Source organism: Marisediminitalea oceani, from assembly GCF_003731635.1.
GTDB classification, from domain to species: domain Bacteria; phylum Pseudomonadota; class Gammaproteobacteria; order Enterobacterales; family Alteromonadaceae; genus Alteromonas; species Alteromonas oceani.
In genome coordinates this window covers 72,265-97,990 of sequence record NZ_RCUA01000012.1, presented here as the reverse complement: position 1 = coordinate 97,990, position 25,726 = coordinate 72,265, and the positions used below count along the sequence as shown (strand labels likewise).

The 25,726-nt window shown below is 49.6% G+C and carries 24 protein-coding genes; 7 read left to right on the top strand and 17 right to left on the bottom strand.

Translation table 11 applies throughout. From position 1 onward, the window contains the following. The first annotated feature begins 3 nt into the window (after positions 1–3). Positions 4–609, top strand: coding sequence for a peptidylprolyl isomerase (locus D9T21_RS03855; RefSeq protein ID WP_123323810.1), 606 nt, complete (start codon positions 4–6; stop codon positions 607–609). Here D9T21_RS03855 and D9T21_RS03850 read toward each other — a convergent pair. The 7 genes from D9T21_RS03850 to D9T21_RS03820 all read right to left on the bottom strand — a co-directional run bounded on the left by D9T21_RS03850 (position 600) and on the right by D9T21_RS03820 (position 10,153). After that, a complete protein-coding gene (locus tag D9T21_RS03850) occupies positions 600–2,138 on the bottom strand; it encodes a diguanylate cyclase domain-containing protein (RefSeq protein WP_123323809.1) in 1,539 nt (512 codons plus the stop codon). The genes D9T21_RS03855 and D9T21_RS03850 overlap by 10 nt on opposite strands. A gap of 121 nt (positions 2,139–2,259) precedes the next feature. After that, a complete protein-coding gene (locus tag D9T21_RS03845; protein ID WP_123323808.1) occupies positions 2,260–2,766 on the bottom strand; it encodes a GNAT family N-acetyltransferase in 507 nt (168 codons plus the stop codon). After that, positions 2,763–3,395 (bottom strand): gamma-glutamylcyclotransferase, encoded by a 633-nt coding sequence (locus tag D9T21_RS03840; protein WP_241155612.1) that lies wholly within the window; start codon positions 3,393–3,395, stop codon positions 2,763–2,765. The genes D9T21_RS03845 and D9T21_RS03840 overlap by 4 nt, the downstream gene beginning before the upstream one ends. 11 nt (positions 3,396–3,406) lie before the next feature. Continuing rightward, complete coding sequence (rlmB, locus tag D9T21_RS03835) at positions 3,407–4,147, bottom strand: 23S rRNA (guanosine(2251)-2'-O)-methyltransferase RlmB (RefSeq protein ID WP_105932787.1); 741 nt, start codon at positions 4,145–4,147, stop codon at positions 3,407–3,409. Beyond that, complete coding sequence (gene rnr, locus D9T21_RS03830) at positions 4,147–6,534, bottom strand: ribonuclease R (RefSeq protein ID WP_123323807.1); 2,388 nt, start codon at positions 6,532–6,534, stop codon at positions 4,147–4,149. The genes rlmB and rnr overlap by 1 nt, the downstream gene beginning before the upstream one ends. A 170-nt stretch (positions 6,535–6,704) precedes the next feature. Next, a complete protein-coding gene (locus D9T21_RS03825; protein WP_123323806.1) occupies positions 6,705–9,575 on the bottom strand; it encodes an insulinase family protein in 2,871 nt (956 codons plus the stop codon). Positions 9,576–9,781: 206 nt separating this feature from the next. After that, positions 9,782–10,153, bottom strand: a complete 372-nt coding sequence (locus D9T21_RS03820; RefSeq protein ID WP_123323805.1) for a VOC family protein — start codon at positions 10,151–10,153, stop codon at positions 9,782–9,784. A 150-nt stretch (positions 10,154–10,303) separates the two neighbouring features. Here D9T21_RS03820 and D9T21_RS03815 point away from each other — a divergent pair, with 150 nt between their 5' ends. Continuing rightward, positions 10,304–11,983 carry an alkaline phosphatase D family protein gene (locus D9T21_RS03815; RefSeq protein WP_123323804.1) on the top strand — a complete coding sequence of 560 codons (1,680 nt, stop codon included), beginning with the start codon at positions 10,304–10,306 and terminating at the stop codon, positions 11,981–11,983. A 51-nt stretch (positions 11,984–12,034) separates the two neighbouring features. Here the strand turns inward: D9T21_RS03815 and D9T21_RS03810 are convergent, their stop codons facing one another. From D9T21_RS03810 to D9T21_RS03795, 4 genes are all read right to left on the bottom strand, one after another. Beyond that, the gene (locus D9T21_RS03810; protein ID WP_123323803.1) at positions 12,035–13,105 is read right to left on the bottom strand and encodes a hypothetical protein; all 1,071 of its coding nucleotides are present in this window, start codon (positions 13,103–13,105) and stop codon (positions 12,035–12,037) included. 103 nt (positions 13,106–13,208) lie between these two features. Next, entirely contained in the window at positions 13,209–13,814 is a 606-nt protein-coding gene (locus D9T21_RS03805) for a tetratricopeptide repeat protein (protein WP_241155616.1), read from the bottom strand. Between the two features lie 429 nt (positions 13,815–14,243). After that, a complete protein-coding gene (locus D9T21_RS03800) occupies positions 14,244–14,954 on the bottom strand; it encodes a hypothetical protein (protein ID WP_123323801.1) in 711 nt (236 codons plus the stop codon). A gap of 320 nt (positions 14,955–15,274) precedes the next feature. Beyond that, complete coding sequence (locus D9T21_RS03795) at positions 15,275–15,517, bottom strand: TIGR02647 family protein (RefSeq protein ID WP_105932794.1); 243 nt, start codon at positions 15,515–15,517, stop codon at positions 15,275–15,277. 297 nt (positions 15,518–15,814) lie between these two features. Between D9T21_RS03795 and ubiD the strand changes: the two genes are divergently transcribed. From ubiD to D9T21_RS03775, 4 genes are read left to right on the top strand one after another with little or no spacing between them, the layout of a single operon-like run. After that, complete coding sequence (ubiD, locus tag D9T21_RS03790) at positions 15,815–17,302, top strand: 4-hydroxy-3-polyprenylbenzoate decarboxylase (protein WP_123323800.1); 1,488 nt, start codon at positions 15,815–15,817, stop codon at positions 17,300–17,302. 34 nt (positions 17,303–17,336) lie between these two features. Then, positions 17,337–18,032: an NAD(P)H-flavin reductase gene (gene fre / locus D9T21_RS03785; RefSeq protein WP_105932796.1), complete on the top strand. Its 696-nt coding sequence runs from the start codon at positions 17,337–17,339 to the stop codon at positions 18,030–18,032. A gap of 24 nt (positions 18,033–18,056) precedes the next feature. After that, a complete protein-coding gene (locus D9T21_RS03780; RefSeq protein ID WP_123323799.1) occupies positions 18,057–19,427 on the top strand; it encodes a M28 family metallopeptidase in 1,371 nt (456 codons plus the stop codon). Between the two features lie 22 nt (positions 19,428–19,449). Beyond that, positions 19,450–20,451, top strand: coding sequence for a substrate-binding periplasmic protein (locus tag D9T21_RS03775; protein ID WP_123323798.1), 1,002 nt, complete (start codon positions 19,450–19,452; stop codon positions 20,449–20,451). Between the two features lie 17 nt (positions 20,452–20,468). Here the strand turns inward: D9T21_RS03775 and D9T21_RS03770 are convergent, their stop codons facing one another. The 4 genes from D9T21_RS03770 to D9T21_RS03755 all read right to left on the bottom strand — a co-directional run bounded on the left by D9T21_RS03770 (position 20,469) and on the right by D9T21_RS03755 (position 23,376). Next, entirely contained in the window at positions 20,469–21,251 is a 783-nt protein-coding gene (locus D9T21_RS03770; protein WP_123323797.1) for a hypothetical protein, read from the bottom strand. 109 nt (positions 21,252–21,360) lie between these two features. Beyond that, positions 21,361–21,576 carry a hypothetical protein gene (locus D9T21_RS03765; protein ID WP_123323796.1) on the bottom strand — a complete coding sequence of 72 codons (216 nt, stop codon included), beginning with the start codon at positions 21,574–21,576 and terminating at the stop codon, positions 21,361–21,363. Positions 21,577–21,639: 63 nt separating this feature from the next. Next, positions 21,640–22,818 (bottom strand): acyl-CoA dehydrogenase, encoded by a 1,179-nt coding sequence (locus tag D9T21_RS03760; protein ID WP_123323795.1) that lies wholly within the window; start codon positions 22,816–22,818, stop codon positions 21,640–21,642. A gap of 99 nt (positions 22,819–22,917) precedes the next feature. Further along, positions 22,918–23,376, bottom strand: coding sequence for an Lrp/AsnC family transcriptional regulator (locus D9T21_RS03755; protein ID WP_123323794.1), 459 nt, complete (start codon positions 23,374–23,376; stop codon positions 22,918–22,920). A gap of 140 nt (positions 23,377–23,516) precedes the next feature. Here D9T21_RS03755 and D9T21_RS03750 point away from each other — a divergent pair, with 140 nt between their 5' ends. Continuing rightward, entirely contained in the window at positions 23,517–24,473 is a 957-nt protein-coding gene (locus tag D9T21_RS03750) for a PLP-dependent cysteine synthase family protein (RefSeq protein WP_123323793.1), read from the top strand. 5 nt (positions 24,474–24,478) lie between these two features. On the opposite strand, the gene D9T21_RS03745 is transcribed toward D9T21_RS03750, so the two are convergent. Further along, positions 24,479–25,084 carry a hypothetical protein gene (locus D9T21_RS03745; protein ID WP_123323792.1) on the bottom strand — a complete coding sequence of 202 codons (606 nt, stop codon included), beginning with the start codon at positions 25,082–25,084 and terminating at the stop codon, positions 24,479–24,481. A 146-nt stretch (positions 25,085–25,230) separates the two neighbouring features. Continuing rightward, the gene (gene cspE, locus D9T21_RS03740) at positions 25,231–25,440 is read right to left on the bottom strand and encodes a transcription antiterminator/RNA stability regulator CspE (protein WP_105932863.1); all 210 of its coding nucleotides are present in this window, start codon (positions 25,438–25,440) and stop codon (positions 25,231–25,233) included. Positions 25,441–25,726 lie beyond the last annotated feature (286 nt).

Below are 25,726 nucleotides of genomic sequence, written 5' to 3'. Positions count from 1 at the left end.
CCCATGCTAAGAGCTCTGCTATTTTCACTGCTGATTTTTACTGTGTCTGCTCAGGCCGCCAAAAAAGAGGCGGATGACGGCTCTCAAATCCAACCTGATAATTACTACCCACGGGTTAAGCTGGAAACCACCATGGGTGATATTGTCATCGAGCTGGATCGTCGCCGTGCGCCCATCACAGTAAACAACTTTCTGCGTTATGTAGATAAGCGAAGTTTCGAAGGCACCATTTTCCAGCGCATTATCCCAGGTTATATCGTTCAGGGCGGTGGTTACACAGTGGATTACGAAGAGAAATCGTCTTATCCGGCCATCTTTAACGAGTCAGGCAACGGCCTGAAAAATACCATGTACTCGGTAGCCATGGCCCGCCAGAACGACCCGCATACCGCAACCCGTCAGTTTTTCTTTAATCTGGATGAAAACGATAATCTCGACCCGGGCAGTTCATGGGGCTATGCGGTCTTTGGAGCCGTAGTGGAAGGCTATGAAGTGGTTGATGCCATGGGCGAAGTAGAAACCGAATATAAAGCGACCATTGGTTTTGCCGATGCACCGGTAGAGCCAATTATCATCAATAAAGTAGAGCTGCTGCCACCTCAGTTTTGATCCACCTGAAGTTTTTCGGGTTTATAAGACAGCCAGTCACTGGCGAAGGTAATACAACTTTCGCCAGTGGCTTTAGAACTATACATGGCTTTATCCGCCAGACTCAACAGTTCCTGCTCATTGGTCGCATCGTCAGGAAAACAGGCCACACCGATGCTGGCACCTACCTCAACCAGCACCTCCTGAATAAGGTACGGTTTACAAATCGCATCCATAACTTTGTCCACCAGCGTCTTACACATATCATAAGAGTGTATATCAGTGATCAGCAGCGTAAACTCATCACCGCCAAGCCTTGCCACCGTGTCGGAATCCCTCACAGTTTGCTTCATTCTGACGGCAACACGCCCCAGCAATAAATCCCCAAACTTATGACCATAGCGGTCGTTAACGCCTTTAAATCCGTTGAGGTCGATAAACAACAGGGCGATTTTTTCATTGCGGCGCAGGGCGTGTTTTATTTCTACCGACAAGCGGTCATTAAACAGGTGGCGATTGGGTAAATCCGTTAACTGATCGTGATAAGCCAGCAACGTAAGTTCCTGCTGCTGGGCTTGTTGCTGGCTGTCATCAATAATGGTGTACACAGTTGCCGGACGGTTGCCGATCAAAACCTGGCTGACTTCTACCTGACAATGATACTGTTCGCCTACCTTTCGTACACCATACATTTCGCCTTCATGCTCATACAGTATCGAATTTACTCTGCGGCCTTGCAGCTCAGTCATAAGGTAACCGGTCATATTTTCCACGAGCTTGTTGGCCCTGATAATCTTACCGCTTTCATCGGCCACCAAAATACCGGCTGCAACCTGATTCATTATGTTGCCCACAAAATCCAGTGAGTGGTTTGCCTTACGCACTCGCAGTCGGTACATCAAAATTGCCAGGGAAAAGTTAATAATGGCCAGGAAAAAAGCCAGTCCCTGATAAAAGCGAATCGACATGGCTTCTGCCTGGGTTTCGTGCTCAAGCTCAACAGTCAGCTTATTCATTAAATCGAGTAAGCTGAGGTTCTTCCGCTGTGCCACATCGATGGCTTGCTGCAGAAGTAACTGGTCATACTCGCGGCCAATCAGTTGCCTGACTTTTTGTCTTAGCGGTGACCACTCCAGTAACGCCTGCTGCACTATTTGGGTGGTAGCAGCGCTAGTTAGGGGAGCTACTTCAATAACATTGTTCTCGGCCGAAAGTGTTCGCCCACCACGATGGAAGCTATCGAGAGTAAGGTCGAAACGCTTATAGGTTTCCCTGAGTTCTGCCAGCGCAGCACTGTACACTTCTTCGTTAGTGTAGGCGTTTTCCATCATCAGCAGGTTTTTCACCAGCCGCTGACTCAGCATCCGCTGCCTGCCGGAAAGGTTGATATTGATGGCGGCCGCTTCAATGCGATAAGACAGCCAGACATTGAGCGAGAGGGCAATAAAGTCGAACGTTAAAAACAACACCACCGCCAATAGCGTTAGCGTTCTGCCATAACGCTGGCTAATAAAGGTTAGTTTGCTTTTGATAGATGCAAATAAGCCCAAGACGTCCCTGCTCCCTGCTTAAATGAATATGAAAAGACATAGAATAATACTGACTAAAGTATAACATATACCTCGCAAATTAAAGCTGAATTGGCCTGTTCAGTCGAAGCCAGCAAGCAGACTACAAAGGGTGCAAAAAGAAATCGTGAGGCAGTTGCTGCGGCTGAAAAAGCTTTCCCATGCGTTTAAACCCCGCACGCTGCAGCACTGCCAGCGAAGCAAGGTTATCCGGCCGGCAAATAGCGCTGACCTGGCGCTCATTAGTATGAGAGGTAGCCCAGCTTAACACCAGGTTTACCGCTTCGGATGCATAGCCTTTGCCGCGCCCCCGGGGTAAAAAAGCATAGCCCAGATCAGGGCAAGTCAGAAAGGGGCGACGAATAAAGCCACACAATCCAATCCGCTGATCGCCCTTTGCTTCAATGGCTTCAACCAGCCATAAGCCATAACCTTTGGCAGCAAAGCTGTCACTGGCTACGGTTATATACTGGCTGGCCTGACCGTCGTCGTTAATACCGCGATCGCCGATAAACGTCAGCCATTGTTTGTCGTTAGTTACCGCCAGAATAAAATCCACATCATCCCGGCTCAGCCGTCGCAGCTTCAGCCGCTCAGACTCAATAATCATGACGGGTTATCCAGTAACTGATCAATCACTGCAAAGTAAGCCGGGTTGACCACTGCCGCCCGCGGGTAGCGGGGCGCTTCGCGATCGTTAACCCGGTGATGCTGCCAACCTGTGGTTGAGGCTATAAAACGCCGGGCGGCCGCTTCGCCGCCTAACTCCAGGCAACCGGCCAGACAGGTGTCGATATAGCTTTGATGGACCGGATAGTCGGCGCTTGAGGGCTCAACCTTTAACGACTCACAAATCCAGATATCGCGCAGTTTTAACCAATCAATCAATCGCTCGGTGAGGTCGTCAGCCAGTTCAAAGTTTAACTGGTCGATAGTCACCGGCGTAAAGCGGTAGTCCTGCTCCCGCTTTTGCAGCGCCGGATCAAGATGGGTAGGCACAAGCTGCGCATTCAGCCAGCCATCTTTTTTCTGATAGGCGCCAACGTAGGTTTGCAGTTCGGGTTCAGAGCGCGTGATCCAGCCCCGCTCGAAACCAAATACCTCAACCTCAACGCCATCGTGGGGAATCCCTGAATGACGACTCCGGGAATCGCCGTTCATCAGACTGCCATAGCCCAGCACAATATGGGGCTCAGAAATGGCCGTCATCCAACGTTCGAGCTGGGCTATGCTTTCCATCGCTTAGTACCTTAAAGGCCGCGCTGGCGGACAATCTCGTATAAACACACCCCGGTAGCCACCGACACATTTAAGCTGGATACACTGCCAGCCATGGGCAGTTTTACCAGTTCGTCACAGGTTTCGCGAGTTAACCGGCGCATGCCCTTGCCTTCGGCACCCATCACCAACGCCATAGGGCCGCTGAGCTTGCAATCATAAATCAGTTGTTCGGCTTCGCCGGCGGTACCAATTACCCAAACCCCTTTATCCTGCAGCTGTTTTAAGGTTCGCGACAGATTAGTGACCTGTATAAAAGGCACCACTTCAGCGGCACCACAAGCGACTTTGCGGGCCGTGCCGGTAAGCCCGCCAGACTTATCTTTAGGCACGATCAGCGCGTGGGCACCGGCCGCGTCGGCGGTACGCAGGCAAGCGCCTATATTGTGCGGATCGGTCACACCATCAAGCACCAGCAATAAGGGCACGGGGGTTGAATCCAGCAGCCGGTCCAAATCGCTTTCATCGAGCGTTTTGGCTGGCTTCGCCCGGGCCACGATGCCCTGGTGCTGCTCACCTTTAACCTTATCGTCGAGCACTTTACGGTTACAAAACTGCACCGCAACGCCAAATCGACGAGCCTGATTAACAATATTAATCAACCGCTCATCATCACGCCCTTTCAATACCCAGATTTCAATTAATCGTTCGGGTTCGTTTTCAATTACCGCCTGCATGGCGTGCAGGCCGTATAACCATTCTTGCTGTGCCATTAACCTTTGTTACCTTTTGCCGGTCGCCCCTTCTTGGAGCTACCGCGCTTATTAGCTGTACTGCCAGATTTTCCCGCTGGCTTACGTCGTGATTTACCTGATTTTTTCGCACCGCTTTTATCGCCGTCTTTAGCACTACGACGCTGGCGGCCAGCCGATTTTTCATCACCACTGCGCTTATTGACTACTTTGACCTTTTTACCGCCAGTGGAACGCAACCACTTATTATCGAGCACCAGATCGATTTTACGCTCATCCAGGTTCACTGCCGCTACTATTACTTCCAGCTGATCGCCTAAGCGGTACTGGCGCGCTCCGCTCTCGCCGCTCAGGGTTTGCTTCACTTCGTCGTAACGGTAGTAGTCATCGTCGAGGGAGGTAATATGTACCAGACCATCGATATGGTATTCGGTGATGCGCACGAAAATACCAAAGCCGGTCACCGAACTCACCACGCCTTCAAAGGTTTCACCCACGTGATCCTGCATAAACTCACATTTGAGCCAGTCGCTGACATCCCGGGTAGCATCATCGGCGCGGCGTTCAGTCATGGAGCATTGTTCGCCTAACTGCTCGACTTCCTCTTCACTGTAAGACTTGGCACCATGAACCGTCTGCCCTTGTTTTTTAAGGATCGATTTAAGCGTTCTGTGCACCACCAGATCCGGATACCGGCGAATCGGCGAGGTAAAGTGAGCGTAGGCATCCAGCGCCAGGCCAAAGTGACCAATGTTGTCGCCATCGTAGATAGCCTGCTTCATGGAACGCAGCAGCATGGTCTGGATCAGTTCCTGATCAGGGCGACCACGGGTTTTGCTGACCACCGCAGTAAAATCGGCCGGCGAGGCGCCCTCTACAATGCTGTGCGGGATCCCTACTTCGCCCAGATAAGAGGTAAACGCAGTCAGTCTGTCTGCATCAGGTTTGTCATGCACCCGAAACAGTGAATGCGCATTATTGTTTTCAATGTACAAGGCCGCACTCACGTTGGCCATGATCATACATTCTTCAATCAGCTTATGGGCATCATTACGCTCAATGGGCACGATGTTTTCAATCTTGCGCTGGGCATTGAAAACAAATTTACTTTCCTGAGTTTCAAACTCAATGGCACCGCGCTGAGCACGGGCTTTTTTAAGTGCGCGATACAGATCGTGTAAATGACGCAGGTGAGGCACAAATTCTTCATAACGCTGATGCAGCTCTTTGTTACCGCTTAAAATCTGCCACACTTTGCTGTAGGTAAAGCGAGCGTGAGAATTCATCACCGCTTCGTAAAACTGGTAATTCTCCAGTTTACCTGCCGGGCTGATGGTCATTTCACATACCATGCACAGCCGGTCAACCTCAGGATTCAGTGAGCATAAACCGTTCGATAACACTTCCGGCAACATGGGGATAACCTGCTCAGGAAAGTACACCGAGTTACCGCGCTCCAGCGCTTCGGCGTCCAGCGCACTGCCGGGCGTCACATACTGACTGACATCAGCAATGGCGACCCATAACTGCCAGCCCCCGTTATCCAGCGGCTCACAGAATACGGCGTCGTCGAAGTCTCTTGCGTCTTCACCGTCGATGGTTACCAGTGGTAACTGACGCAGGTCAACGCGGCCGGTTTTGTCTTCTTCCTTAACACTGTCGGTTAACCCTTCAATCTGACGGGTAACCCCTTTGGGCCACTGATGGGGAATATCGAAGGTGCGCAGGGCCATTTCAATTTCCATCCCCGGCGCCATATGCTCGCCGAGCACTTCAATAATCCGGCCAACCGGGCTAACGCGCCGACGGGGGCGCTGAGTAATTTCCACCACCACCACGTTGCCTTGTCTGGCACCGTGGGCGTGTTCTGGTGGAATAATGATCTCAAAGTTGATGCGGCTGTCATCAGGAATAACCACCCCCATGCCATGTTCGGTAAAATACCGGCCAACAATGGGCTCCTTACGGGGCTCTATCACCTGATTTATGTAGGCTTCGCGACGACCACGGCGGTCTGTACCGCTCTCACGGGCTTCCACCCTGTCGTCGTGCATAAACATTTGCATCTGCCCGGCACTGATAAACAAATCGCCGGAATTGTCATCGGGGCGCAGGAAACCGTAACCGTCACGGTGACCTATTATTCGCCCGCGGATGAGCTGTTCCTGTTGCAGAACGGCATACCGCTTTTGTTTGGTAAATTGAATTTGCCCCTCGCGCTCCATAGCACGCAGGCGTCGTTGAATGCCAATCCGGCTGTCTTCGTCCTGGGCATTTACGCTTTGGCAAATGTCCATAAAGGTCATGGGTTTGCCATACTCTTTAAGGGTTTCCAGCAAATATTCGCGGCTTGCTACCGGATTTTCGTACTTGGCTTTTTCCCGCTCGTAGTGCGGATCATCTGTCATATAAACTCTGTGGTTTGATGTATTGCTGCCAGTATAATACTAATCTGGCTCATTAAATACTCAATTGCGTATAAGAATTGTAGTGGCATCAGTATATAACGGACGACGCTATAAAAAAACGGTGGCAAAGGCCACCGTTTTTGATTGTGTTGCAGTAAAGCGCTTGTGGCTTATTGTTTTTTCATCGACTCGTGAAAGCCAGCCAGATCTTCAACCTGTGTGGCCCCTTTGATATCTGCAAAAGGTTGTTCCACAAAGCTGGTACCTCGCAGCTGTACAGAGATCCGCGCAGCGTTGTCGTTAAGCATAGTTTGCTGGTAAAACGCCTTAACATCTTCCAGGGTCACTTTCTCAACCGCGGCAATGAGTTTCTGCTTGCTGTCGAAGTCATACTTCTCACGATACCAGTCTGAAATAAACGGTACCACTTCGTCGCGCATATTTTTTGGCGCTTCTTTCAGCGCCACCAGTGCACTGGTTTTTAACTTGGCAAATTCGTCTTCAGTTAATGCGTTAAGCGCTTCCTGATACTCTGTTTTGAAGGTATCGAAGCGGGCCTGCATAGCAGCTACATCTTTAACCGGGGTCTGAATAAACATGGCAAAACCGGTATAGTCACCAATGCTGGTTGCCATACCGCCTACCGCGTAAGCCAGTTGCTCTTCGGTACGCAGCTTGTCAAAAGCAACGGTTCTGAAGTGGCCACGCAATACCGTGCCGGCAGCCCGGGTATCAAAACCTGGTGTTGGATGCACCATCACATCAATCAGCGCCACATCGGCAACGGTCAAATCCTGCTGCCAGACCAGAGTCTGTTCAGCCTGTGGCTGCCAGAATTCACGCATATCGTAATCTACGCTGGTACGATCATCCGGCAGAGCGCCTTTCACTAACGCTACCGCGTCGTCCAGATCAGCCTTGTCGTAGTTACCAAAGGCAAAAATACGTAACTGGTTTTCACTCAGCAGCGCCTGCATAAACGCCTGCATATCGGCAACCGTTAACGACTCAGCCGCGCTGATAAGGGCGTCAGTATTGAAGTTACCTTCACGGATCAGGTTGTTATACGCATCAAATGCCTGATAGAAGGGGAATTTTTTGCCCGCATTCTGCAAACCACGTACGTAGCGGTCGACTGCCTGGGCAAAGTTCTGCTGGTTAACGTCAACTACCAGTGCATCAAGGGCTTTAGTCAGTAGCTCTGGCTGTTTATCGGTAAAACCACCAATGGCCAGACTGATACCGTTACCATCGTTAAAGCGCAGCGACATGCCGGCAATGCTGGCCTCGGTCATCAGTGCGCTTTGCTGCAGGCTGTACAAGTCTTTCCACAGGGCCGTCATTACCGTAGCTTTAACATCTGACTCAGGCACACCTGAATTGATATAAACGGTCATTTCACCGCGCGGTTGCTCAGTAAATGCCTGACTCGGGAACGACCACACCTTAACGCCATTTTCATCAATCACCAGCTCAGGTTTTTCCTGTGGTGTTTGCGGCTTCAGGGTAAACTCTTCCGGTAGTAGCGTATTGACTGCCGGTAAATTCAGCGCGATTTGCGCAGGCTGCTGCCAGCTGGCAATTTCTTCGTCGCTGATGGTATCAACCTGATACTTTCCGTCGTAGAAGTGCAGTTGGCTGTCTGATGGCTCATTCTTGCTGATGTACCAGATGCGAACGCGCTCAGGCGTTAACTGTGCCAGTACCTCTTCGATAGCCTCAGCATCGAAGGATTCATAGTAATACGGCGAGGATACCGCAAACTTAGCCGGTACTTCCTGCATCGCTGCCGCCAGATTCGACACATAGCCAAATTCATCGGATTTCTGCAGGAAGCGGAAGCGGTTGTTCAGGCTGGTCTGAATTTCGCTGAAGTATTTAGCATCAACGCCTTTTTCACGGATCAGGTCGATGTACTGCATCACCACAGCCACTATGGCTTCGCGGTTTTGCATACCGGCATCGGTGAGGTCGATGTTGATGCTGAACGAACCGTAGTTACCATACATGTTCGGCGACGCAGAGGCAGACAGATTAGAAATCAGCCCCATGGCTTTTAACTGATAAGCCGGCGTACCAGGCATCTCTGAGCCAATCAGGTAAGTTAAGAACTGGTTAGGCTTAGTGGCAAACTCATCGCTGTTATCACTGATGGTGAAGTCGATGTTGAGTTTTTTAACGTCTTCATTGGGTACGTAATGAATTCGCTTGCCGCCTACTTTGGCAAAGTCGAGCTTATCGTCAACTGTCGGGTTATCGATGTTTTTGTTTTCAATATTGCCGAAGTACTCTTCTGCCAGCGCTTTCATTTCGTCCAGTGGACGGTTGCTGATCATCGCCAGCTTCATAATATTGGCCGAGTAGTAACGCTCGTAGAAGTTCACCGTTTCGGTGTGTAGTTTGCTGCCTTCCTTATCGCCGAGGGTTTCCAGGTTACCAATCAGGAAGCGATTGGCCGGATGGTCGCCCATCAGGCTGCGCGCCAGTTTAAACTGACCAAAGTAATCCATCTCGCGGCGCATGGACCATTCCGCATTGACCGCATTTTTCTCTTTGTCGGTATACTCCGGGTAAAGCTTGGGCGCTTTGAAGAAATCAGAAAAACGATCCAGCGCTTCACCGTAGGCATCGTTATTGATTTTAAACATGTAGTTGGTGATATCCAGCCACGTATAGGCATTGTGCTGGCCACCGTTAGCGGTCATAAACTCGGTGTACCCTTTGGTATCCGGGTAACGTTCAGTCCCTAAGAACAGCATATGTTCAAGATAGTGCGCCATACCCTGCTGTGACATCGGGTCGTGTAGCAAGCCTACACTCACGCTCAGTGATGCGGCCGATTTTTCGGCTGTCGGGTCAGACACCAGCATCACTTCTAATTGATTGGGTAAAGTAAAAGTATCGTACTGTCTGTCGTCGTTAGGCGATACCATTACGCTCTCTGGCGTAGCAACCGGACTGGCCGGCGCCTGAGCTTTTTCTGTGGCACATCCGCCAAGCAGTGCAGCGGAAACTACACCTGCAAGCAAAAGCTTTTTCATTAAAATGTTACCTTATGCAGCGTTAATAAAGTGAATTGAAACTTTCACACCGACCCGATTCCTGATAATGCAACTGTCGGAACGAATTTTCACGCAGCACACCATAAAGAAAAGCGCCGCAAGGCACCAGTCACCGGTTACACAGGATTGTAAACAAATATGTCAGCGATGCTACTGAACTGATATGCAGTTTTGTTTACCGCAATTCAGACATGCTGATCAATCAGGATGGCGTTGCCGTCGGGATCTTTCATGGCGATGCTGTCAGGCCCGGATGAGTCTGATTTAGTTTTCTTGGTCAGGATTACCCCGGCATCAGTCAGGGCAGATTCTATATCCTGCACCGACGTAAATGACTCCAGTGGATGGCAGTCCTGATCCCAACCGGGGTTGAAGGTCAGTATATTGCCTTCAAACATGCCCTGAAACAGTCCGATAACATTTTTTCCATTGCGCATTATCAGCCAGTTCTGATTAATGTCACCGCCAGACTCGCTAAAGCCCAGCTTCTCGTAAAATGCCTTAGAAGTATGGATATCTTTCACCGATAAGCTTACCGAAAATGCGCCGAGTTCCATATGCTGCCCTCACTGATTAGCCAAAGTGTAATGTTAACTATCGTCCAGCCCGAGCTAAATTGCAATGCATTACGATTGGCGACAGAAGGTAGGCAAGCGGGGCCAGTTAAGCTACAGTGAGCATTCTTTTTCTTTAGTTATTAAAGCGCCATGGACAGACGACATTTTATTAAACTTTCTTCTTTACTCGGCGGTACTCTTACTCTGTCGACCCAGTTAACCGGTTGTGCATCAGCCCCCGAAACCAAAGAATATTTCCCGGCCGTTGAATTTACTCACGGCGTAGCCAGTGGTGATCCAACTCCCAGTGCCGTGATCCTGTGGACCAGAGCGGTACCGGCAGACAATGACGACAGCGGTTATGTACGCTGGCAAATTGCCACCTCGCCGGACTTTACTTCACCGCTGCGAGACGGCGTGGCAAAAACCACGCGCAACAACGATTTTACGGTTAAAATTGATGTTCAGGACTTGCCCTCGGGAAGGTCGTTCTATTACCGCTTTTTTACCAGTGAAAACCGCTCCGTAACCGGTACCACCAGCACTCTGGCGACGGGTGTAATGGATAAGCTGAAGTTTGCTGTTTTTTCCTGCGCTAATTATCCGGCCGGTTACTTTAATGCCTATAAAGCAGCCGCAGAAGATAATGAAGTTGATGTAGTGCTGCACCTTGGCGATTACATTTATGAATACCCGAAAGGCGGCTATGCCACGGCCAACGCAGAATCCATAGGCCGCGACTTTATGCCGGGTAACGAAGGGGAGCTGCTAACGCTCAAGGATTACCGGTTGCGCTATGCAACCTACCGACAGGACAACGGGTTGCAATTACTGCATCAGCGTAAGCCCTTTATCGCTATTTGGGATGATCACGAAATTGCCAACGATACCTATATGTCGGGTGCACAGAACCACTCGGCCGACGAAGGCGATTTTTTTGCCCGGCGCACCGCAGCTATTCAGGCCTATTACGAATGGTTACCGATTCGTCCGCCCATGGGCTATGATAACCCGCAGATTTATCGCAGCTTTGAATTTGGCAATCTGGTAAACCTGTACATGCTTGATACGCGGGTAATTGGTCGTGAAAAGCAGCTTAACATGGCCGATTATAAGCAGGCCGATGGTCAGTTTGATGGCAAAGCATTTATGCAGGCGCTACATAATCCGGATCGCACATTGTTGGGCAGGGCCCAGTTTAACTGGCTGGCCGATGAAGTTAAGCAAAGCAGTGCCCGCTGGCAGGTGCTGGGGCAGCAGATCCTGATGGGTAAGATGCATTATCCTGCTGAGGTACTAACCAGCGAGCGTGAAGCCGTGGCAGGTGCTATTGAAGGTCTGCTTGGTCTGCTCAAAAAGCAACAGGCGGGCGCTACCCTGAGCAAAGTAGAACAGGCCCGTTTAGCCACCAAACTCCCTTACAATCTTGATGCCTGGGATGGTTATGCCGCAGAGCGTGACAAAGTACTCAGCATGTTCTCGGATGCGCAAAAATCGTTACTGGTAATTGCCGGGGATACCCATAATGGCTGGGTGAATAAGCTTACTAACAACCGCGGCGAGACCGTGGCTATGGAGTATGCGACGCCAAGCGTTTCGTCACCCGGCATGGAAGATTATCTGGGGCTAAACACAGCACAGGCTAAACGACTGGCCGATGCTTTGCCCCTGTTAATTGACGATCTCAGTTACTGCAATCTTCATGAGCGGGGCTACATGACCATGACATTTACCCTCTCCATGGTCACCACCCAGTGGCACTATGTAAGTAACATCAGCAACGAAAACTACACCGTTTTCACCCGCCACACCGAGCGGTTTGTCAATTAAGCACTTTACGCAAAGGGCCTCAACCGGCCCTTTGTTGATATCATGACAGACTCAACGAATATACATCTGCGCAAAATCCGGGATCCGGTATTCTGCACAAATCTGTTCAAAGCCTACACTTAACACCGAATAAATTTCATCCAGCGCACTTTTATCATTGGTGGTTTTCGCCAGCATATTAAGCAGCTGTTTGGCTTTATCAGGCTCTCCATAACAACCAAACTCCGATGCCACATGGATCTTCGCATAAATATCGCCTTCGTCGGCGGCTTGCTGGATCAGGCTTAAGCCGTTCTCGTTATAGGTAAGCCGACCCAGAATAAACTTCGCCCTCACATTACCGCGCTCTTCGCTGAGGTAAGACAAGACGCGCTTTGCTTTGTAGTCAGACTTTGGATAACGGGTGTAGCGGTTGCCACTTTTGTTTGGCAGCTGGCCGGCAAAAAAAGCAAAAGCGTGACGCATTGCTTCGTCGGTCGGCAGCGTATCAAGGTGGGCAGATGTCACCTCAATTGCCCGTGCCTCAAAGGCTTCACGCTCAGCCATCCGGTTTTCGTGATGGGATTGCGTGGCGCGGAAAATCTCAAAACCGGTTAAAGCGAATAAAGAAACGGTGAGGGTCAGGCAACACCCTGAAAGCGCCAGCGGCGTAGTTATAAACCAACGATTTCTCAGCCGCCTGCTACTGTCGTGTGGGGCTTCTTCGGTGAGGACGTAAAATGCCCGGTGCTGCTCGAAGGGAATAGTTAATCTGCCGATGTAGGCTGCCGACCAGGCGCCAACGCCGTACAGGCCCGCTAAAATAAAAGCCCGGACCGATTGGCCCTCACCGAGGCTGAGGCCAAACATAAAAGCCGCCACTACCACAGCAAGATGGGCCATAAATGCCATTACAGCGAAGGAAAGTTGATAACCACGGCCGTAGAACCGCACCACAATTCCAATTGCCGCGCCACTGAGTGCCAGCATAATCGGTGCGAAGCGGTCGTCATACAAATAAAGCCCGTACCATAGTACCAGAATGGGTACCGACCAGAATGCCACGGCCAGCGCCGCTTTTAATCCATGTTGCCCATTAAGCTTTGCTTCAACGGCATCGATTTCCTGTTGGTTTACCTGCACTGCCCTATTCCAAATATCATTTAATCCTATGATTTTGTTGAAGTATACAGGAAACCAACTACACTGCGGCAGTTTCTTTTACTGGCTCAAACCGGCATCGGGATTACGAATCGAGGGGAGTTCGTGCGGCCCTCACTGCCCGGGGATGCATAAGCTTTTCAAGCTCTTTCAGATAGGTAGCAATAGTTTGATGAGTTTGCTTATCTGCCGTAACGGCGTTGTACAACCACTGATAAGCATCCTGATAATCATAGGGAGAGCCGTAACCGTCGATAAACAGTTCGGCCAGTTGCATCTGAGCTTTGAGGTTTCCCAGTGCTGAGGCTTCGCGCAGAAATATCACCGCCCTTTTGCGGTCTTGCTGCACCAGCGTGCCTTTGCTGTAATAGCGACCAAGTTGCTCAAGTGCGGCCGGCAGTCCCTGGTCGGCGGCCTGACGCATAAAGTCAACGCCCCTTTCCGGATCGGCTTCAACACAAACCCCCCAGGCCAGCATATCGCCCCATAAAAACTGATAAGCAGGTACTTTGAGCACTTCAGCCCGGGCTTCAATATCCTGGTTTAACTGGCAGCGATCCATCACCACCCGGTTGAGATGCTCGTTACGGTTGATCATGTTGATCAGCTCGTCCTGAGTATAAAGCTGTACCGCTTTAATCTCCTGCGCCTGCACTGCGCTACCGACTCCCAGCCACAGGACTGAGAGCATCAGTAATAAACCACCTTTGTTCTGCATATCACATTCTTCCAGCTAACTCGTCGCCTCTTGGCGTTTTATCGGCCGCGGTTCGAAAAACCTAATTAATTATACAAACCATAACACATAGGTCCTGTACCAATCAGATTAGCTTCTAGCAAAACACACAGAGCTACTCAGATAGATTTTAAAGCCAAGCAAGCTTTAAAGGAATTATTCCGAACCTTAAGTTCAGTATAGCAACTACGAGATAATAGAACAGAGATTGGGCCATGCACGAAGTTAAGGCTCGGAAGAGAGAAATCAGCTAATGTGTGAAAAAGGAAATTAGTATCTGCGCCAGGTTCGTCGCAATTCGATTCACACAAAAAATGCTTGATATGCTGAAGCGAAACGCGGTTAGCCTGGCGCATGATGCAACACTAAGGCTGCATGATTATTTTATGAACGCTTTGCTTTACGAACAGCAATTCCAGCAATAGCCAGCGCTAGTAATGCAAAGGCCTGAGGCGCGGGAACAGGACTTACATCACCGGAGAGTACAAAATTATCAATTCCAGCATTATTACCAGGACCAGTCCCAGAAGCTGTAATTCGTAAAGTATATTCGGTGTCTTGCTGCAACAACACAGCTAAATTGTCAAAGCTGATGTTTTTCACAGGCTGAGAATTTGAACCATTTGCAGCAAAAATATTATTTTGCGCATAAGAAAAAATCGGGCCCAATGCTAAATCGTCAAACAGCTCAACTGTAAAATCCAAATCACGCTGTACGCCTTGTACGTTACCGCTATTATTAAAAATAATGGAATCAAATGAGACACTTGAAAGACTTACAGAAGCAAAGTCATTAGCCATCATGAAAGTAATGTCAGTGAACCAGTTGCCTTCATTGTGCAAGTTACGGTCTACAGCGAAACGGTCTTGTGCTGCTGCAGTATCGAAAAGTGAAAACGAATCTGACCCTGAATTTGCGGCTAATACTCCAGGTGCTATAACACCATTTGTAGTCCATGTTAGATCACTGGCTGTGTTACCGCTGACTGTACGGCCGTCGAAATCGGTTGAGAGAATAACCGTTGCGCTTGCCGCAGAACTGGCCAGAATACCAGTGACCAACAACGCACTTTTGCATAATTTTTTGAAGTTCATTACTACAGTTCCTTAACTACGGAGACACAGCTTTATTTAGTCTCACTTCTTGAACACGAACAAAATAGATAGCCTGCTGATTTACCATCCATAATCATCTGCCCAGAATTTATAGCACAGAACATGCCAAAAAATAAATTCAATATTTACAACCACTTGAAATCCCACTCAATTCAAAGTGTAAAGCATGCTGACACCCTAGAGCGGCTTTTGCTGCCTTTAGTTAACCAATTGAAAGCATCTAATTCATAGGTAAAAGTACTGTAGTGAAATTAACTCAGTAGGAACTCATATCCCGCCGCAAAACGCCCGAGTGAAACCTAATTAAATTTGATATTCATGGCGCTGTTAATGCGCCGCGTGTGCTCTACCACATCAATACCAAGATCGGTGAGATAGCCCCCGTCCACCTGGGTTATCAGGCCTTTGGAATACAGACGGGCTGCCGCCTCAACAATGGATTGGGTGGCATCGTGGTGAATTTTTAAACCCTGCATCAGACTTTCAGCAGGAAACTTCAGTAACAGGTTTAGCTCTTCGATGACATCGTGTGAAAAAGCCATAAGGACTCCAGGCAACTATTCTCTTTTATTTGTATAGCCAGTATGCGCTTGTTTAGCCAACAAGTCATGACGATATTTAGCGCTCACCAACCGGTTTTTAAAACCTTTCACTCAATGTTTATATAATACCCTTATTAACAAAAACGCAACCAGCGTATACCGCCTATGGCAAGAATACGCAGAATCGACGCCCGGGAGTGATCGGCTCAGGGTCTTTAATGGTATACTCCTGAAAATAATCCTGTTTTGATGGGTATCATAAAAACCCAAAGCACGCTGCTGGGATAGCCACAAACTATGAAGTATAAAGATTTACGCGACTTTATCAGTCAGTTAGAAAAAAACGGCGATTTAGTGCGCATTACCAAGCCAATCAGTACCAAACTGGAAATGACCGAAATAGCCGACCGTACCCTGCGTGCCGGCGGCCCTGCTCTGTTGTTTGAAAACCCGGTGGATTTTGACATTCCGGTATTAATGAACCTGTTTGGTACACCAGAGCGAGTGGCTCTGGGAATGGGGCAAAGCTCGGTAACAGCCCTGCGTGAAGTCGGAAAGCTGCTGGCCTATTTAAAGGAGCCAGAGCCGCCTAAAGGACTCAAGGATCTGTGGGAAAAACTCCCGGTTTTTAAGCAGGTCCTGAATATGCCTGCCAAGGAAGTGCGCAAGGCGCCTTGTCAGGAAGTAGTGTTAAGTGGCGATGAGGTTGATCTCACCCGCCTGCCTGTACAGCACTGCTGGCCGGGCGATGCTGCGCCGCTGATCACCTGGGGACTCACTGTCACCCGTGGCCCGCACAAGAAACGCCAGAACCTGGGTATCTACCGTCAGCAGGTGCTGGGTAAAAACAAACTCATTATGCGCTGGTTGTCGCACCGCGGCGGCGCGCTGGATTTTCGCGAGTGGTGTCAGACCCATCCCGGCGAACCTTATCCTGTTTCTGTAGCTTTAGGCGCCGATCCGGCCACTATACTTGGTGCGGTTACGCCGGTACCGGATACCCTTTCTGAATATGCCTTTGCCGGACTGTTACGCGGCGATAAAACCGAAGTGGTTAAGTCGGTGAGCAATGATTTGCAGGTACCTGCCAGTGCCGAATTTGTACTGGAAGGTTACATCGCGCAGGACGAAACAGCGCCGGAAGGACCCTATGGCGATCACACCGGCTACTATAACGAGGTAGACGAATTCCCGGTATTTACGGTGACTCATATCACTCACCGTAAGGATCCGATTTATCACTCAACCTACACCGGCCGTCCGCCGGATGAACCTGCTGTGCTTGGTGTGGCATTGAATGAAGTTTTTGTGCCCATCCTGCAAAAACAGTTCCCTGAGATTGTTGATTTTTATCTACCGCCGGAAGGCTGTTCCTATCGTATGGCGGTAGTAACGATGAAAAAACAGTATCCCGGACACGCTAAACGGGTGATGATGGGCGTTTGGTCGTTCTTACGTCAGTTTATGTACACCAAGTTTGTTGTGGTGTGCGATGACGATGTTAATGCGCGCGACTGGCAGGATGTGATTTGGGCGATTACTACCCGAATGGATCCCGCCCGTGATACAGTAATGATAGAAAACACGCCCATCGATTATCTTGATTTCGCCTCGCCGGTATCAGGGCTGGGTTCCAAAATGGGCCTGGATGCCACCAATAAAATGCCTGGCGAGACTGACCGGGAATGGGGCGAACCCATCGTTATGGAGCAAGCGGTAAAAGACCGGGTGGATGCAATCTGGGATGAACTCGGTATCATGAACAGCGCAAATTCCGGACAATAAAGTAAACCTACAAACATTAAGAGATTCTGAATACATGTCACAAATTAGATGCCAGGTTGAAGGTATAGCACCACTGACCAAGACGGTTTATCGGGTTGATCTGACCCCTGATGTTTCTCTCGACTTCCAATCGGGACAGTACGTTTTGGTACACATGGCTGAAGACGATAAACGTCCTTTCTCTATTGCCAATGCGGCGCACGACAACAACCGCCTGGAACTGCACATTGGTGCCGAACCGGGTAACAGCTATGCTGGCGAAGTGCTCGAACGCATGCGTCAGGAAAAAGCCATTTTCATCTCCGGCGGGCATGGCCAGGCCACCCTGCAAGACGGCGATACGCCAATGATTCTGGTGGCTGGCGGAACCGGCTTTTCTTACACCTATTCAATTTTAATGCAATCACTGAAGGTCAATCCAAACCGTGAAATCACCCTGTACTGGGGCGGCAAGCACCTTGAGGATCTGTATTATCACAAGGAACTGATTTCACTGGCTGCACACCATCCGCACCTGACCTACATTCCGGTAGTCGAAAACGCTGCCGATGACTGGGACGGTCGTAAGGGTTGGGTACACCATGCCGTGCTGGCAGATTACGCCGACCTGTCCGGCGTACAGGTCTATATTGCCGGGCGCTTCGACATGGCCAAGGTAGCCCGCGACGATTTCTTTGAGCGTGGCCTGACTAAAGAAAACCTGTTTGGCGACGCCTACGCGTTTATTTAATTTCATGCACCGACGGTGGTTATAATGAAAATAATACGTCCACTTACTTTACTGGCATTTAGCGCCACTCTGTCATTGCAGGCTGCCCAGCCTGAGTATGTTGATCAGCCGCAATTACATGATATTGCAGCCAATGTTTCTGCCCAGCGGATAGAACAGGATATTGAGAAGCTGGTAAGCTTTGGCACCCGCCACACACTCTCTGAAACTGAGTCTGAGACACGCGGCATTGGTGCCGCACGCCGCTGGATCAAAGCCGAGTTTGAGCGCATTTCTGCCGCCTGTGGCAATTGCCTGGAAGTGTATTACAGCTCTGCTACCATCAGTGGTGAAAAACGCATTCCTGATCCGGTTGAGGTCGTCAGTGTGATTGCTGTACAACGCGGTGTCAGCGATCCGGACCGCTATGTATTGATGTCGGGAGACATTGATTCGCGGGTATCTGATGTGATGGATGCCACTTCAGACTCTCCCGGCGCGAACGACAATGCCTCAGGAGTAGCCGGCACGCTGGAAGCTGCCCGCGTACTCAGCCAGTATCGTTTTAACGGCAGCATTGTTTATGCCGCACTGTCTGGTGAAGAGCAGGGCTTATTTGGCGGTAAAATTCTGGCTGAACAAGCCGCTAAAGATGGCTGGCGGTTAAAAGCCGTGCTGAATAACGACATGATTGGCAACATTGAAGGGATCAATGGCGTTATAAACAACACCACTGCCCGGATTTTTGCCGAAGGCACGCGTCAGACTGAAACTGACCGCGAAGCCACCATTCGTCGCTTTACCGGCGGTGAGGTAGACTCACCGAGTCGCAACCTGGCCCGTTATATTGATTTAGTCGCTGACCGCTATATTCCTAATCTGGATACCATGGTGGTTTACCGCCTCGACAGATTCGGCCGCGGTGGGCACCACCGTCCGTTTAACGACCTCGGCTTTCCTGGCGTTCGAATAATGGAAACCAACGAAAACTACGTGCGCCAGCACCAGGACTTGCGCGAAGAGAACGGTATCAAATACGGCGATACCATTGACGGGGTTAACTTTGATTACGCTGCTAAACTTACTGCACTGAATGCGGTAAGCCTGGCCAGTATGGCGTGGGCTCCCAATCCGCCTGCCGAGGTGAGCATTAAAGGAGCGGTAGAACCTTCTACTACCCTGAGTTGGCAGGCTTTGGACAAAGCCCAAAATCCGCATCTGGCCGGCTATAAGATTTACTGGCGCTACACCGACGCCCCGCAGTGGCAGTTTAGTCGATTTGTCGGCGATGTGACCGAATTTACCCTGGAGAACGTAGTGATAGATAACTATTTCTTCGGCGTAGCCAGTGTCAGTAAAGATGGCTTTGAGAGCCCGGTTGTGTTTCCGGGTGCGGCCGGAGCGTTTGGCGAGTAATGATTAAAGAGGTGTGGTTAATATGCAATTAAACGGTGTGGTGATTGGCCTTTTGTCAGCGTGGTTAATGGTATTAACCTTCTCTGCTGCGGCGCAATCGTCCATCACCCTGGTTGCTAACCCCTTACCCACACTGGTTAGCGAAGAGACCGACAATGCCAGGCTCAATCAACTGGTTGAGCAGGCATTCAGCGAGCTCGGCGTAGAAGTCACACTGGCAGTAGACCGCCCTGCTTTTTCTGGCAGCGGTTTGCTCACTGGCAAATATGATGGCGAATTTGCTCACCTTACCCTGCAGGAACAGCGGGACAACCTGCTCTACAGCAAAGCCTATCTACCCGCCCTGCTGTATGTCGCCAGCCGTAAATATCCACTCGACGAAGTCACCCAGTTTTCTCACATTCGCAATAGTCGGGTGGCAACCACCAACCGAATCGCCAACACGCCGGCAATGCGCAATATCAAGGCAGTATCCTGGGTGCGTAATCCGGCCCTTTTCGACATGTTCAGTCAACTGTCAGAAAAACGTGCAGATTATGTTTTTGAAGACTGGCTGGTAATCGCCGAATTTAACCGGATGCTTACTAACAATGGTGAAAAGCCTTTATATGTCTCACCTTATCCGTTGGTCAAATCAGCGGTAGCAATCAGCCTGCGCAAGGATTATCCCAATGCCCGACAGCTGCTGGATAAATTTGATAGTTACATTCACGATATCCAGCGCGATGGCCGTTTTAACCTTGCTATGGCAGTAGGCTGGACCAGCATGGATATCAATGGTGACGGCACAGCAGACTGGATAACCAGCGCGCAAATGCACCATGACGATGTACCGCCGATGTCGCAGAAGGGCGTGCTGCCACTGGATAAAACCAAACCAGGCGAAGCCTCTTTGTTTGTAATAAATGGTGAGCAATTCACTAGCTGGCCTGATGCCCAGGCAAAGCTTAACGACCAACCGGTACTGCCCCGCACCACTCTACTGGATCGCGAAGTCTACAAGCGCATGCTACAGCGTTGGTAAACGTTAAATCAGCCAGTTTATTGATATCCGGCAAGTCCTTCTTCTCGCTGCAGCGAGCCTACGCACAAACCTTTTGATGTAACGTAAGCCGGCGCCTGGCAAGAAGCCGGGCGAGAGTTACCCGTAATTTCGGTCAGACAAAGTTTATAAGTATTCACACACCACCCTGCGGTTTTCGCTTTTCTATGCGGGCCTTTGAACGGATCTGTATATGACCCATCACCTTCTGATGGATCGGATGGATGGGGCTCCACTAAGGCACCTTTTGTCTCGATGAACGACCGCCAGCAGTTCGACATCAATGTGTCGTCAAGAGACATGACGCTGTTTGCTACCAGCAGGTCAGAAAACTGAACACCATCAATGCTGGAAAGCAAGGGATGTATCTTAAAATCTAACTCAGGATTATGGCTCGAAGCGTTAAACCCGCCCGCAGCAGAAACTTCAAAGGTAATAGCATTTCCTTCTCCATAGATTCTGGTGGCTCTTAGCGACTGTTTTGTTGGATCAGGACTAATAAAAAACGAGCCATCAGCCAGCGAAAGCTCAAATGACGGTTTGTTGGAAAAGGCTGTATTAACAAACCGGCTCCAACTCCTGCCATCCATTCTGACCAGAATGTCCTGAGTAATTTGCTGGAAAACGGTTTGCCGCCTTTCCAGTGAATTGAGTAACTCGGTAGGATGATGTCGGCATGCGCTCTCTTCGCTCTTTGCGTGCTCGCTGGTAAGCGAGGTAGCTTTAGCTACACTGCCTGTGGCCAGATACGCTGATAGGATAAATGCCCCTAATTTCTTCACAAGAATTCCTTTTTATTATGAAGTTTAAACGCCAGTATCGGCAAAAGGGGCTATTTGTCAATCGATTAGCAATTTGAAAGCAGTACCTCAAAAAAGTCAGAAAGAAGGTTTACCACTGCGAGCCACGCCACTGACCAACCCACTCGCCGTTTTGCAGGATTTCTTCAACACTGCTGAAGGGGTCTGTAGTAGTAGCCATAAACAGCCGGAACTCGCCGCGACTGTCTTCAAACACGTAGGTCCCTTTGGCGTCGGGACCGGCAATGAGTTTTAGTCGGGTTGATACGCTTTGTTGCACTGTACCTTGTGAGTACGTTTGTGACATGGTGCTTGCCTTTATGATTGGTTCATTTTAACAGACCGTGCCTACTGCCAATTTCTTTCAACGTTAAAAAAATGACTGTAAGCCGGTTTGCGCACGGCCGAGTATCAGGCCATGAATATCGTAAGTTCCTTCGTAAGTATTCACTGTTTCCAGATTCAGCATGTGCCGCATAATGTGGTATTCGTCAGAGATCCCATTACCACCGTGCATATCCCGCGCTTTTCTGGCAATTTCCAGCGCTTTACCACAGTTATTGCGCTTTATCAGGGATATCATAGCCGGATCAAACTGCCCTGTATCGATCAATTGACCGACTCTGAGTGCCGCCTGTAAACCAAGCGTAATTTCGGTTTGCATATCTGCCAGTTTAGTTTGAAACAACTGAGTTTGCGCCAGTGGCTTGCCAAATTGTTTACGATCCAGACCATACTGCCGGGCCGCATGCCAGCAAAACTCAGCCGCGCCCATGGAGCCCCAGGCGATACCATAACGGGCCATATTCAAACAGCTGAAAGGCCCTTTCAGACCGCTTACCCCGGGCAGCCTATTTTGCTCAGGTACAAACACCTCGTCCATGACTATTTCGCCGGTGATAGAGGCTTTAAGCGACAACTTACCGCTAATTTCTGGTGTAGACAGCCCTTGCATACCGCGCTCAAGAATAAAGCCACAGATCGCATTATCCTGCGCCGTATTTTTAGCCCACACCACACAAATATCAGCAATAGGTGAATTGGTGATCCACATTTTGCTCCCACTGATACGGTAGCCACCAGCAACCGGTTCAGCCCGGGTTTCCATACTGGCCGGATCCGAGCCGGCATTGGGTTCGGTTAAACCAAAGCAACCAATCATCTCGCCACTGGCGAGCTCAGGCAGGTATTTTTGTTTTTGTTCTTCGCTGCCAAACTGATAAATAGGATGCATAACCAGTGAAGACTGCACGCTCATTGCGCTGCGATAACCGCTGTCTACCCGCTCGACTTCACGGGCAATCAGCCCATAGGCCACATAGCTCACACCGGCACAATCATAACCATTGATGGTGGCGCCCAGTAATCCCATGTCGCCAAACCGGCGCATAATATCAGGGTCAAACCGGCCCTCCCTGTTAGCGCTTAAAATACCTGGCTGCAGGGTTTCCTGGCAAAACTGATGGGCCGAGTCACGCAGCATACGCTCCTCATCACTCAGTTGAGCATCCAGCATTAACATATCCTGCCAATAAGGGTTAACCGACATCCTCATCTCCTGTTTATCGTATTTGTAGGGTCGCTGTAGTTAAGCTTTTATAGTTAGCTTTTATGGGCAGCATTATACACTTTACGGCCTGTAGCCTGGCTAAATCCCGCTTAAAGGCAGCGCCGTTGTGTACTTTATTTGTTCCATCGCAAAACTCGAGGTGACATCTCCCATGGGCATATTTTTGATCAGACGCTTATAGAAGTGATCAAAGCTTTGCATATCCGCCACCATCACCTTGAGCATGTAATCATACTCGCCGGACATCCGGTAAAACTCTACCACTTCCTCAAAAGCGCTACAGTGCCGGGCGAATTCGTTTAACCATTGCTCATCATGCCGGGCAGCTTTTACCTGCACAAAGACGGTAAGCTTTAAACCCAGCGCTTCGGCATCAAGCAGGGCAACTTTGCGGCTGATTGGCCCTTGCTGCTGCAGGCGCTGAATGCGGCGCCAGCAGGGTGTGGTGGTAAGCCCGACCTGCTCAGCAATTTCCTGTACAGCTATTTCACTGTCCCGTTGCAACAGGGCGAGTATTTTTTTATCGGTGGCATCCATAGAATTATTTTCTAATAAAATTTAATTATTGAGTTTTAATATTCACCAACCATGACATTTATCGAAACTTTTAGCAACGCTTTGCTTAGCTAACAGAGCATACTTTTAGTCTCTTTTCATTGCTCTACCGGATATCTGATATGTTTGATTCACCAGCGGCGTACTCTCAGCCTAACGCTTTTCGCCAGTGTATTACTGAAACTATTGGCAATACACCACTGGTGCGGCTCAACCGCTTACCTGAAATGCGGGGTACCCGGGCTACTGTGCTGGCCAAGCTGGAATATTTCAATCCAGCGGGTTCGATAAAAGACCGGGCCGCGCTCTCTATGCTGGAAGATTTGTTACGCCAGCATAACGGCAATGTCAGGCATATTATTGAAGCCACCTCTGGCAACAGCGGGGTGGCCTGTGCCTGGTTAGGCGCTGTATACGACATCCCGGTTACCATTGTTATGCCAGAACATATGTCCAGCGAACGACAATTAATGATCCGGCATTATGGCGCCAGTTTAGTTACCACGCCCCGGGGCGATGGCATGCCCGGTGCCATTGCTTACGCGGATGCTCTGTTAGGTGACATAAAAGGTGCGGTATCCATGGACCAGTTTGCCAATCCTGCCAATGCCGCCGCGCACCAGAGCACCACGGCGCGTGAAGTATGGCAACAAGCTAACGGACACGTTGAGGCGCTCGTTGCCTGTATGGGTACCGGCGGCACGATCACTGGCATGGCGCGCTTTCTGAAAGTCCACAACCCGGCAATTAAAATCATTGCAGCGGAGCCCAGCGCCTGCCCGTTGTTAAGCAAAGGCGAAGGGGGCGAACATGCTATTCAGGGCGTTAATCCAGGGCATATTCCAAAGGGCCTGGATCGCAGCCTGATTGATGAGGTGCTGACTGTAGATTGTCAGCAGGCGATTGAAACCGCCCGGCTACTGGCCCGAAAAGAAGGTATGGCGGCAGGCATATCATCCGGCGCCACTATTGCCGCAGCTCTGGCACTGGCTAGCAGGAAACAATTTCAGGGCAAAACCATTGTCGCCATACTGGCGGATAGCGCTGAGCGGTATTTTTCTACCAACCTGTTTGCGTAAGATTACTAGCCCAGCTTGTGCCACCATGGCAGGCTAAAATCAACATCCCCAGCGGGGATTTCAACGGCGTTGGGCCTGACAAACCCAAGCCACCAGGTATTAGCGATTTCTTTATCGAAAAACACCAGTTGCTGTTTTTCGCTGTATGCCTTATACGCATTAAAATACGCTTCGATTGGTAACATAGGGTGACTATGGTCAAACACCACGCGACCGCCGTGTGTTTTATATAAATGAGCATCTACAGCAAATTGCAGGGCGGCAAACTCGGCCAGTTCGTCGAGTTTCTCACCGTTTAACGACTCACTGCCAAAAGCCTCTTTAAACGAAGCAACAAATTCCGGTGCGGCCGTCAGGTTGTTGTTGGCAGCATAGTCGCGCACAAAGTGGTGCTCAACAAACTCAACAATCTTAGTGAAGTTCTGCAACTCCCGGCGCTCTGCGCCCATGGGATCCTCTTGCAGACTGGCCAGTTCTTCTTCAGTAGGCTTAAAGTCGCTTTCTGTCAGGGTATGGGAACCAACAGACACCACGGGCTTATCATCTGCCAAAGAAGGAGATAACTGAAAACAACAAATGAATAATAAGAAAAACTGAAAAACGCGCTTCATGGCCACTATGCTCTTTACACACATTCGCCATGCAGGACGTAAGCGTACCGCTCACAGCTAGTGTGATTGGTTTACCGGTAAACCACCAGAGTGATGGTTCAGAATAGAGAAGGCCCCTACCTTTCGGTAGGGGCCTCACAAATTATTTAGATGGCTTGTACGTTAGCCGCCTGCAGACCTTTTTGTCCTTGTTCAACTTCAAATTGAACTTTCTGACCTTCTACCAGGGTTTTATACCCATCGGAGATGATTGCACGAAAATGAACAAATACGTCTTTACCGCCGTCGTCCTGCGTTAAAAAGCCATAACCTTTTTCAGCATTAAACCACTTAACGGTACCAGTTACTTTAGACATGAAAACCTCAAAAAAACTCTGTAAAACCTTTGTGCCATGTGACACGAACTTGCTTCTTTAACTAGGGGTGACTCACGGCAAAACTATCAAACAGGTCATACAGCGCTAACTTCCATTAGCGTTTATAACTGCGCGACGTTAGTAACGAACGAAAGCACAACTATTTAAAGAACAATACCACTATAACCACACCCTGAGTAAATTGATACTAAAATCACCCAAACTCTTATAAATTCATTAAAAATTAATTTTAAGGTCATATAGAAATAACTGATTCGCCTGCAAA

Coding starts and splice junctions, on each gene's coding strand:
- D9T21_RS03855 (WP_123323810.1), top strand. CDS start 4: ATGCTAAGAGCTCTGCTATTTTCACTGCTGATTTTTACTGTGTCTGCT.
- D9T21_RS03845 (WP_123323808.1), bottom strand. CDS start 2,766: ATGATTATTGAGTCTGAGCGGCTGAAGCTGCGACGGCTGAGCCGGGAT.
- D9T21_RS03840 (WP_241155612.1), bottom strand. CDS start 3,395: ATGGAAAGCATAGCCCAGCTCGAACGTTGGATGACGGCCATTTCTGAG.
- rlmB (WP_105932787.1), bottom strand. CDS start 4,147: ATGGCACAGCAAGAATGGTTATACGGCCTGCACGCCATGCAGGCGGTA.
- rnr (WP_123323807.1), bottom strand. CDS start 6,534: ATGACAGATGATCCGCACTACGAGCGGGAAAAAGCCAAGTACGAAAAT.
- D9T21_RS03825 (WP_123323806.1), bottom strand. CDS start 9,575: ATGAAAAAGCTTTTGCTTGCAGGTGTAGTTTCCGCTGCACTGCTTGGC.
- D9T21_RS03820 (WP_123323805.1), bottom strand. CDS start 10,153: ATGGAACTCGGCGCATTTTCGGTAAGCTTATCGGTGAAAGATATCCAT.
- D9T21_RS03815 (WP_123323804.1), top strand. CDS start 10,304: ATGGACAGACGACATTTTATTAAACTTTCTTCTTTACTCGGCGGTACT.
- D9T21_RS03805 (WP_241155616.1), bottom strand. CDS start 13,814: ATGCTCTCAGTCCTGTGGCTGGGAGTCGGTAGCGCAGTGCAGGCGCAG.
- D9T21_RS03800 (WP_123323801.1), bottom strand. CDS start 14,954: ATGAACTTCAAAAAATTATGCAAAAGTGCGTTGTTGGTCACTGGTATT.
- D9T21_RS03795 (WP_105932794.1), bottom strand. CDS start 15,517: ATGGCTTTTTCACACGATGTCATCGAAGAGCTAAACCTGTTACTGAAG.
- ubiD (WP_123323800.1), top strand. CDS start 15,815: ATGAAGTATAAAGATTTACGCGACTTTATCAGTCAGTTAGAAAAAAAC.
- fre (WP_105932796.1), top strand. CDS start 17,337: ATGTCACAAATTAGATGCCAGGTTGAAGGTATAGCACCACTGACCAAG.
- D9T21_RS03780 (WP_123323799.1), top strand. CDS start 18,057: ATGAAAATAATACGTCCACTTACTTTACTGGCATTTAGCGCCACTCTG.
- D9T21_RS03775 (WP_123323798.1), top strand. CDS start 19,450: ATGCAATTAAACGGTGTGGTGATTGGCCTTTTGTCAGCGTGGTTAATG.
- D9T21_RS03765 (WP_123323796.1), bottom strand. CDS start 21,576: ATGTCACAAACGTACTCACAAGGTACAGTGCAACAAAGCGTATCAACC.
- D9T21_RS03760 (WP_123323795.1), bottom strand. CDS start 22,818: ATGTCGGTTAACCCTTATTGGCAGGATATGTTAATGCTGGATGCTCAA.
- D9T21_RS03755 (WP_123323794.1), bottom strand. CDS start 23,376: ATGGATGCCACCGATAAAAAAATACTCGCCCTGTTGCAACGGGACAGT.
- D9T21_RS03750 (WP_123323793.1), top strand. CDS start 23,517: ATGTTTGATTCACCAGCGGCGTACTCTCAGCCTAACGCTTTTCGCCAG.
- D9T21_RS03745 (WP_123323792.1), bottom strand. CDS start 25,084: ATGAAGCGCGTTTTTCAGTTTTTCTTATTATTCATTTGTTGTTTTCAG.
- cspE (WP_105932863.1), bottom strand. CDS start 25,440: ATGTCTAAAGTAACTGGTACCGTTAAGTGGTTTAATGCTGAAAAAGGT.